The 5,010-nt window shown below is 41.4% G+C and carries 7 protein-coding genes and 1 pseudogene; 6 read left to right on the top strand and 2 right to left on the bottom strand.

Going from position 1 to position 5,010, the window contains the following annotated elements; genetic code table 11:
• Positions 1–322: YihY/virulence factor BrkB family protein (locus QZY09_RS03625; RefSeq protein ID WP_295668155.1), on the top strand; the 322-nt coding region annotated here is incomplete at its 5' end.
• A gap of 60 nt (positions 323–382) precedes the next feature.
• On the opposite strand, the gene QZY09_RS03620 is transcribed toward QZY09_RS03625, so the two are convergent.
• Positions 383–811, bottom strand: a complete 429-nt coding sequence (locus QZY09_RS03620; protein ID WP_295668152.1) for a DUF1810 domain-containing protein — start codon at positions 809–811, stop codon at positions 383–385.
• A gap of 147 nt (positions 812–958) precedes the next feature.
• Between QZY09_RS03620 and QZY09_RS03615 the strand changes: the two genes are divergently transcribed.
• From QZY09_RS03615 to QZY09_RS03600, 5 genes and pseudogenes are all read left to right on the top strand, one after another.
• Positions 959–1,582 (top strand): TNT domain-containing protein, encoded by a 624-nt coding sequence (locus QZY09_RS03615; RefSeq protein ID WP_295668149.1) that lies wholly within the window; start codon positions 959–961, stop codon positions 1,580–1,582.
• A 208-nt stretch (positions 1,583–1,790) separates the two neighbouring features.
• Complete coding sequence (locus tag QZY09_RS03610; protein ID WP_295668146.1) at positions 1,791–2,570, top strand: phosphatase PAP2 family protein; 780 nt, start codon at positions 1,791–1,793, stop codon at positions 2,568–2,570.
• A pseudogene (locus QZY09_RS24660) lies at positions 2,495–2,899 on the top strand (DoxX family protein). The gene QZY09_RS03610 and the pseudogene QZY09_RS24660 overlap by 76 nt, the downstream one beginning before the upstream one ends.
• Positions 2,900–2,927: 28 nt before the next feature.
• The gene (locus QZY09_RS03605) at positions 2,928–3,506 is read left to right on the top strand and encodes a YdeI family protein (protein WP_295668143.1); all 579 of its coding nucleotides are present in this window, start codon (positions 2,928–2,930) and stop codon (positions 3,504–3,506) included.
• A 3-nt stretch (positions 3,507–3,509) separates the two neighbouring features.
• Positions 3,510–3,941, top strand: coding sequence for a hypothetical protein (locus tag QZY09_RS03600; RefSeq protein ID WP_295668140.1), 432 nt, complete (start codon positions 3,510–3,512; stop codon positions 3,939–3,941).
• Positions 3,942–4,011: 70 nt separating this feature from the next.
• On the opposite strand, the gene QZY09_RS03595 is transcribed toward QZY09_RS03600, so the two are convergent.
• Entirely contained in the window at positions 4,012–4,716 is a 705-nt protein-coding gene (locus QZY09_RS03595; RefSeq protein ID WP_295668138.1) for a hypothetical protein, read from the bottom strand.
• Positions 4,717–5,010 lie beyond the last annotated feature (294 nt).

The raw sequence follows: 5,010 nt of genomic DNA, 5'->3' as shown, positions 1-5,010 counted from the left end.
CATCTTCCTGGTTTCCATATCCCTGCTTTACCGTTACGGCCCTGCCAATAAAGTGAAATGGAAATTCCTGAGCACCGGCTCCATACTGGCAACAGCGCTTGCTGTTATTACCTCTATGGGCTTCAACTATTATATCAATAACTTTTCAAGCTATAATAAATTCTATGGTTCCCTGGGCACCCTCATCATCCTGATGTTGTGGCTATATTTAAACTCCCTTATCCTACTCATCGGCTTTGAGCTAAATGCCAGTATTGATTTCTCCAAACGGAATATTAAAGTGGTGAAACCGATGTTTAACTCGTTCAGGCTCAAGTTGTGAATGGAAAAGTACGAAAGACCGAAAGTCAGGAAAGACATAAATCAGGTACCCCGCCCTTCTTCAAATTTTATTTAAAAGTTCAAGGGTTGTCCCGTCCCCTATCCCTCCAAAAAACTTCATTAGCACCGCCTCAAAAACGGGGTGAGTATCGGGCAATGCAGCAAACAAAATCATGCTTGATCTTAGCTTCAAATCATCCGGCTTGCCAAATATTGCGTTAGCATTACTGACAGGCAGGTTTAGCAATTCTTTACTAATTGCTATCAATCTTCCACCCAAAACAGGGTGGTTTAAATAGGCGATAGCTTCCTCCTTGTCTTTGATAGCATAAAACCCCGAGGTTTGGCTAAAGCCCAGGCCCTTTATCTGCGGAAAGATATACCACATCCAATGGCTTCGTTTGCGGCCGTTTTTTATTTCGGACAGTGCTGTTGCGTAATCATTTCGCTGGGCGTCCAAAAATCTGGTTAAAGTGTTATCCCCTTTCATTTTATAAATTTATAAATGATAAAACATATCAATCTATAAATTAAGAAATGCAGGCCTGTATTTCAGGGGCAAAAAAATCTAAATTTCTTTTGAAATAAATTCCCTTACAATTACATTTACTTCAAGTTTAACCCATATCCTTATCTCATGAAAACATTAAAGATTTTCGTATTAGCGGTTTTCCTTCTGCCTTTTATGGCAAAAGCGCAAACGCTTCAGGTTCACAAACACCATCCGGGAGATTCTATTGTACGGGGTGTTAGTTATAAAGCGTTCCAGGCATCGGTTACCGTATTTTTGGACAGCACAAAAGAGCCCCTGCTGGATTCATCATGGAACCTATGGAAAGCTGAAAAATGGGCCGAGCTGGATCATTTTTTTACCGTTGACAGTCTGAATGGCGGCTGGCCCCCCAACTCCGGCGCTATATCTTTAAGGATCGTTAAACTCGATTCAGGGGTATTGATCGATCGTTACGGTGGCTACTATGTTGTCGACAGCAATAAGCACGATAGTGTATTTCACGACAGGGGGAAATTTGTTTGTTTTAAAGGTGTCCCTTTCCCTAAACGTGCTTTACCGCAGAGTGCGCTTAAATCGCCCTATCGCCTTTACCGGGTCATAAAAACTATTGCCGATATAAAAAGGGGGGGAATAATACCATGGTTCAATGAACCGGGCTTAGGCGTACAATTTGAAATGCCGGTAAATATTGATACCCTGAAACTAGGCGGGTATATTGTGGAAGTAAGCAGCAAACCACCGAATTGATCCCCCCTGAAGGTTAATACAAAAAGGTATTCAAAAAAAACACTTCATACTAATTGTATGATACCTGCGTAGTCGGGGCAATTTGTATTGGCATTTGTGTCCCGCATCACCATTTATTGTAAGCCAAATCATTTTATAGGGGCGTCAGCGGCGGTATTTTTATTAATTAATATTCTACGAATATTTAATTGATCTAAAATTTACCGCCGTGAAAAAGTCATATCGTTTTTTTCTGATTATCACGCTTGTTTTTATGGTGATAACAGCAAATGCACAACTTGCAGACAGCGTGAAAAGGGACAGCACACCAAACGCCGTTAAAATTAAATACACCCTAAACAAACCAGGCACTTACCTTCCGCCGGTAATCCTGGTGAGCTATGGCGTGCTGTCATTTGTAGTAACCCCTATACGGCATGTCGATTACTATTTTAAGGAACGTATAGCGCGAAGTGACCCTAATTATAGCTCAAAAATTGATGATTATCTTCAAATTGCTCCCGGTGTTTTGGTATATGGTTTAAACCTGGTGGGTATTGAAGGTAAAAACAAGTTTGTTGACCGCACCGCGCTGCTTGCGTTATCAGCAGCGATATTGACTATAACCGACGGCACCAAATATCTGGCCCACCGCAAGCGCCCTTATGGCACCGACCCGCTGTCATTTCCTTCGGGCCACACCGGGGCCGCTTTCGTAGCTGCAGAGTTCCTGGCGCAGGAATATGCTGAAAAATCGCCATTATATGGTGTGCTGGGATACACCCTTGCAAGTACAACCGGCGTTTTGAGATTATATGGTAAAGCCCATTGGTTTAGCGATTGTGTTGCAGGAGCAGGCATCGGCATACTGTCAACCAAATTGGCGTACGTTATTTACCCTTACATCCGTGGCAAACTAACACATAAAGATAAATATGGCAGAAGTACGATGATAATGCCTACGTATCAGGATGGGGTTCCGGGCTTATCATTTGCGATGCAGTTGTAAAGCATATTTTTTTATCCTACAATTTCCCGGCCCTGCAGACGAAAAGAACTTTACAGGGTTTTAAGCCCCTTGGGTATCCCACATACTTTATTTCGCTTATGGGCATTTGGAAAGTATTGGGCATAATTGCGATATTGATCCCGGGATTATAGCTACTGAAGGAATGGGCCTATGCCGGTATATTTTTTACCATGAGCGGAGCAGTGATCTCACATATTGCAAGCAATGATGTCTCCGTACAAATAATTGCACCGGTTTTACTAGCTGTTTTTACTGAATTATCCTGGTATTTGAGGCCAGCCGACAGGAGGATTGTTGGAATTAATTAATAAGCATTATAAACAAAAAATAAACGGCATGAATCCAAAAGTTGACTGGGTTTTTACCAAAGACAGCCATTGGCAGGAAGCTTATAACAAATTAAGGCAGATTGCGCTTGATTGCGGGTTGACCGAAGAATTAAAGTGGGGCTGCCCCTGCTATACGCTTAATGAGCAGAATATTGTTTTAATACATGGCTTTAAAGAATACTGTGCTTATTTATTTTTTAAAGGCGTTTTGTTAAATGATTCCAGCGGTATCCTCATCCAGCAAACAAAGGACGTGCAGTCGGCGAGGCAGATCAGGTTCACCAATGTTGTGGAAATTGCGGAGCTGGAACCCATCCTGAAAGCCTATATTTTTGAAGCGATTGAAGTGGAAAAGGCCGGATTGAGGGTAGAACTTAAAAAAACGGCCGAATTTAACATGCCGGATGAGTTTCAAACAAAATTAAACCAAATCCCGGCCTTAAAACCAGCTTTTGAAGCGTTAACGCCGGGCAGGCAGCGGGGATACCTGCTCTATTTTTCTTCTGCCAAACAATCCAAAACACGGGAAGACAGGGTTGAAAAATATATACCGCAAATTTTGGCGGGGAAGGGGTTGGATGATTAGTAAATGGTGAACAAACCAATTCTTGATCCTTTAAATGGACAAATAAAAATTTCCGATCAATTTATCGTTTCAAAAAACATTGAGCCTAACGACCTTTTCAGGTATTATAAAACAACTGACATCGAAGTATGGAATGTCAATAATGGCTTCATACATTACACAATAAGAGATGTTAAATTACAGGGAAACTATTTTTATTTCTCATTTTGTTTTTTTGGCGAACGGCAACAAATGTTGAGTTTTGGGTTTAAGAATCAACAAGGTATGCTTTCATGGGACGACTGGAGCGAAGCTAAAGAAATACAAAACAGAGTTGAACACGATCATTGGCTTGACAACGAAATTGGGACACGCCGGGTGTTTCCATGGGGTAAAATAGAAGCCTATTTTGACCCGAAGGGTGGCGGTTCTGGTATAGTTTTAAGATATAGTTAAACCAATGGGGTTTTTCCACGCTTTTTTGTCCCATCAGAGTCCGTCAACGACCACACTGCTGAGACGAAACTCAAATCACGGGCTTATTCGCAACCCATTTTCGCAACAGGTTCTCATTTGCTGTTAAGCTACCTATCATGAAGAATTTATTGGCTTTTAACGCCTGGGATGCCGCTATTTTTTCTTTGATCACGCCTTCCTTTTTTATATAGTTGGAATGAAAGAAATAGCACCCGGCTGCGGTTTTAACAATATAGCCCGTATGAAAATCAAGCCCAATAATGAAAACAGCGTTAACAGGTTGTTTAGCCAGATAGCTATTCAATTTATTGAGATTATAAAATGAATGGATTCCTACACAGAGTTTTTTGATCATGGTTCCGGATGCAACTTCAGCAAGCCCAACCCGATCGATCGTAAAGCCGAGGTCGGTTAAAGTATTGGTTACAAAATATCCGCAGGCAATATTTCCTACTTTTGGTTGCCTCGTTTTTCCATAAAAATCCCAGGGTGTACCCAGCCAATAGTTATAAAGATCCTCATCTACGAGTTTGAACAGGTGATTACGAAGATCTTTTGTTGGATGGTTAATCAACAGGCTTCTATGGTTATTTACATTTCTTTTAAATTCGTTATAATCAACTTTGTTATTAACAGCTGACGGCGCATTTTGATTATTGCCATTAACAAATAAGGTTACCACAATTGCGGTATAAAGTAAAATTGATTGCGGGCTTTGCATAAGTGGCTTCGGATCAGGAAGTACGGTAACCAAGGTACGGAAATGTTTTAAATTTTACAACTTGGTTGCGTTTTCATCTCAATTCAGGGGCGAGTGTCGGCGTGGGACAAAAGAGGTGGAAGCACTCGTGCCCCGCTGACAGGTAGCCCGCTTCAAAGGCTTGTTTAGTTTTGCATTAAAAATTTTAAGTACGTTGATTTGCAATTTAAGCGGTGCGCTTAAATTGGTGTGTGCCCAAGTTGCAAACTTGGACAGGCGGGGATTTTGGTTCATCAAGTGTAAACCTTTTTCAGGATGTGACACTCTTCAAGTGATTGGCTGCCGGCT

This window comes from uncultured Mucilaginibacter sp., from assembly GCF_903913935.1.
Lineage (GTDB): Bacteria > Bacteroidota > Bacteroidia > Sphingobacteriales > Sphingobacteriaceae > Mucilaginibacter.
The sequence above is the reverse complement of the archived record's forward strand: the minus strand, read 5'-3'. Positions and strand labels throughout refer to the sequence as shown.